We start from the raw sequence: 3,834 nt of genomic DNA, 5'->3' as shown, positions 1-3,834 counted from the left end.
GGGGATGACATGTCCACCAATTTTCTACTTAAAGCCGGCGATACGCTGGTCGTGCCTTAGCCTTGCGCGAGGCACTAGGGATTATCTTGCTTAGATTTCGAACGACCGGGGTTGCGACGGCGATCCTGGCTTTGTCGTGGTCGGACATGACCTATGCTGCAACCTGGCAATCAGCAATAGCAGTGCCTTCGACGGTCGAGTACGACAGCAATCCCCTGCTGCTCACGAGTGATGAGAAGGGGGTGACCCGTACCATCATCACCCCCGATTACAGCCTCGTGGGTACTTCCGGACGGGATGAGTTCCAGTTCGGTCTCGGGTTAAATATCGTGCGTTCGTCGGATACGTCCATCGTTTCGGACCGTGAAGATCCCAGATTAAGGTTGGGGTGGCAGCGCGAGACCGAAACGGGTGCTTTTGGACTCACGGCGAGATATGAAGAAAACTCTACGCTTTCCACAGTGGTTCAGGAAACCGGCGTAGTTGCCTCTGATGGCACGCAAAAGATGTATTTGGTGGGCGGCAACTGGAGCACTGCTCTCAGCGAGCGAAGTACCCTGGTTAACGAGACTGACTACACTCATGTCACTTACGATGTTGATTCACTGACCGACTATGACGAGCTGGCGACCCGCTTCAGCTGGAACTATGCATGGAGTGAGCAGGTCGAGCTGTTCACCCGTCTTGGCGTGAGGCGCTATGAGCCGGCGGAGGGGTCTGCGGTGGCTTCCTCAAACAGCTACACCCCCACGGTCGGCTTGAATGTCCAATTCTCCGAGCGGCTTAAGGGGACGGCCTACGCGGGTCTCAACCAAGTCTCCGGCACAGGTAGCGGCCCCAAAGGCCAGGGCGGTTTAATGTTGCAATATGCCGGTGAGCGTATTGATACCAGCATCGACGCGAGTCGTAGCACTCTCGCCAGCGGGGACGGTGGTTTCGTCGAGGTTGATGCCCTGAGGGGTACATGGAGCTATGCCGTCGATGAGACCCGGCGCACCGGTTTCGATGTCTCCTGGCAAGACGCCAAAGGCCGGACGCCGAATACCCTGCAAAATTACAGTGCCTGGTTTAGCCAAGAACTCTCGCCTTTTTGGATTGCACGCCTATCCTACACATACAAACAACGCCAGCAAGATGGCTTGCCGGATGCCACTGCAAACGTCGTCGGGCTGACGTTGACTTATAGTTATCCCGGTCTCTGACATTCAGCTGTGTGAGAAATATGGCCTCTGAATACGAAATGTCGTTCAACGACTACCTAGCTATCATCAAGCACCACGCCCTGCTGTTGATCGTGAGTTTCGTGGTCATACTCGGCGTGTGCATAGCGGTAGCGATCTCTCTCCCGCCGACCTATGAGTCATCCGGCACGATTCTGGTGGAGTCTCAACAGATTTCGCCAGACCTGGTGGCGGCCAACAACAATACCTTTGCCGATGAGCGCATCGAAGTCATTCGCCAGCGCGTGATGACCCGTGAGCATCTGGAAGGGATTATCGACAAATACAATCTTTTTGCTTCGCAAAGTCGACAACTGAGCGTTACCGAGAAGATCGAAGAAATGCGCAATGCGATTGCGGTCTCCCTGGTCAGTGCTGTCGTCAAGGGGCGCGGAGAGGTGACGATTGCTTTCCGTCTTTCCTTTGAGCACAGGCAGCCAGAGATTGCGAACAAAGTTGCCAAGGAGCTGGTGACGCTGTTTCTGGATGAAAACATCAAGCAGCGCACCCAACGCGCCAGTGAAACGACAGAGTTCCTGACGCAGGAGGCGGACAAGCTCAGGGTGGAGCTGGAAGCCCTGGAGAACCGGTTGGCGGACTTCAAGCAGGCACACAGCAACGCGCTGCCCGAGCATCAAGAGCTGCGCATGAATATGTTGACGCGCGCCGAAACCGAGCTTAAAGAGGTCGACCGTGACTACAAAACTGCCCGTGAGGAGTTGCGCTTCAATGAGTTGGAGCTTTCCGCCGCGAATGCCGGGCTAGCGACCAAGCCTGGAGCACCCGGTGCGGCAGTTGATAAACCACAGGATCTGGCTAGCCTCAAAGCGGAGTACACCAGGTTGCAGTCGCTGTATACGCAAGCCCACCCCGACGTGCGTGCCGTCAAACGCAAAATTGCTGCACTTAAGGCTGGCAAAGGTGCTGATGGTGCAGCGGCTTCGGTCAATCTGGACGTTGCCAAGGCCCAGACGCGGATCTCCGCAGCAGAAGCACGTATCAAGTCGCTGGCCGATCAAAAGCAGCAAATACTCGGAAAAATAGCCGAATACGAGGCGCAAATTCTTGAGACGCCGCAAGTCGAGCGCGGCTTGGTCACGGTGATGCGTGACCATGATAACGCTCGTAAAAAATATGAGGAGATTCGCACGAAGGAAATGGGTGCGAAAATTTCCGAAAGCCTGGAGCAGGAAAACAAAGCCGAGCGTTTTGTTCTTCTGGAGTCACCGCTGATGCCCGAAAAGCCGGTACGGCCGAACCGTAAAAAAGTGGTTGCCATGGGTTTCTTGCTTGCCCCGGTGGGTGCTGGCGCGCTGGTGATGCTCCTCGAGATGATGAGTCAGCGTGTGCGCGGTGCCCAGGCCTTGGCCAGCGTGCTGGGTAGACGCGTATTGGTTTCCATTCCCTACATTCATACCAAGGCTGAACTGGCACGCCGCAGGAAGTGGCGAGCGCAATTGATCGTCTGTGGAGTCGTGATAATCGCGATTTTTCTGGTGCTCCTGCACTTCCTCTACATGCCTCTGGATCTTCTGATGTTTAAAGCTCTGGGCCGGTTTGCATAAGGAATATAGCCATGGAAATAATCAATCCCGATACCGAAAAAGCCGAGCAACAGACCTCGTCAAAAGCCATGACACCGATCACGCAGTCCACAGGTCTGAATGCACTCAGTTATGTGCAAACCAAGGTTGTACCTTTGCGACCAGATCACCTTGAGCGCAACCGCATTGTGGCTTACAACAAAAATTCGAATATGGGTGGGGCATTCGATCTACTGCGTACACAAGTTCTAAAAATCATGGAAGAAAATGGCTGGCGCACGCTCGCCATCACCTCGCCGACTCCGGGGGCAGGCAAGACGGTGTTGGCTATAAACCTGGCAATGAGTATCGCGCATCACACGACCAAGACGGCGTTACTGGTGGACTTCGACTTGCGTCGTCCGAAGGTGGGTGAGTATCTGGGTCTGCCGATGGATAAATCGCTTAATGAATTGTTGGCAGATGAAGCTGAACTGCAAGAAGTACTGGTCAATCCGACCTTGCCGCGCTTTGTGGTCCTGCCGACGCGTGAGCCGATTCCTCTTTCCACCGAGGTGTTGTCATCGCCTGCAGTGAGCCATTTGATTGCTGATCTGCGCGAGCGCTACAACTCACGCATCGTGATTTTCGACTTGCCGCCGTTGTTGAGTTCGGATGATGTGATTAACGTCCTGCCCAGGTTCGACTGCGTCTTGCTCGTTGTCGCTAATGGATTGAACAGCAAGAAAGAGATCGAGGAAAGCCTGCATCATCTTGGGACCGCCAATCTGATTGGCACGGTGTTGAACAAAGCCGAGCCCGAAAACCGCTCTTACTATTAGAGCATCACCAGCAGGAGGTCGGCGCTATTGGCTAGCGCCGACGCTCAGTGCCAAGGGTACTTCTGCTCCCAGCTCCAGGCGTGCGCCACTATCTGTTCAAGTGAGCCAAATTGCGCTTGCCAGCCAAGTAATGTGTTGGCCCTGCGGGGATCGGCCACAAGGCGTGGTGGATCGCCCGCGCGACGTGGCGCTTCGCTGACAGAGATATCCTGGCCGGTCACGTAGCGCGCGGTATCTATCACTTGCTGT

General features: G+C 55.0%; 3 protein-coding genes and 1 pseudogene. 3 read left to right on the top strand and 1 reads right to left on the bottom strand.

What is annotated here, in order from left to right:
- Positions 1 to 146 precede the first annotated feature (146 nt).
- The 3 genes from WLY71_RS29965 to WLY71_RS29955 all read left to right on the top strand — a co-directional run bounded on the left by WLY71_RS29965 (position 147) and on the right by WLY71_RS29955 (position 3,585).
- Positions 147 to 1,202, top strand: coding sequence for a hypothetical protein (locus tag WLY71_RS29965; RefSeq protein WP_425589977.1), 1,056 nt, complete (start codon positions 147 to 149; stop codon positions 1,200 to 1,202).
- 20 nt (positions 1,203 to 1,222) lie between these two features.
- Positions 1,223 to 2,785 carry a GumC family protein gene (locus tag WLY71_RS29960; RefSeq protein WP_347806452.1) on the top strand — a complete coding sequence of 521 codons (1,563 nt, stop codon included), beginning with the start codon at positions 1,223 to 1,225 and terminating at the stop codon, positions 2,783 to 2,785.
- Between the two features lie 68 nt (positions 2,786 to 2,853).
- Positions 2,854 to 3,585: a CpsD/CapB family tyrosine-protein kinase gene (locus WLY71_RS29955; RefSeq protein WP_347806453.1), complete on the top strand. Its 732-nt coding sequence runs from the start codon at positions 2,854 to 2,856 to the stop codon at positions 3,583 to 3,585.
- Between the two features lie 44 nt (positions 3,586 to 3,629).
- Here the strand turns inward: WLY71_RS29955 and WLY71_RS29950 are convergent.
- Positions 3,630 to 3,834 (bottom strand): annotated as a pseudogene (locus WLY71_RS29950) (UDP-glucose 4-epimerase GalE); the annotation flags it as partial.

The organism is Pseudomonas rossensis (assembly GCF_039888995.1).
GTDB classification, from domain to species: domain Bacteria; phylum Pseudomonadota; class Gammaproteobacteria; order Pseudomonadales; family Pseudomonadaceae; genus Aquipseudomonas; species Aquipseudomonas rossensis.
Note: the sequence above shows the minus strand (reverse complement) of the source record. Positions and strands in the feature narration are given on the sequence as shown.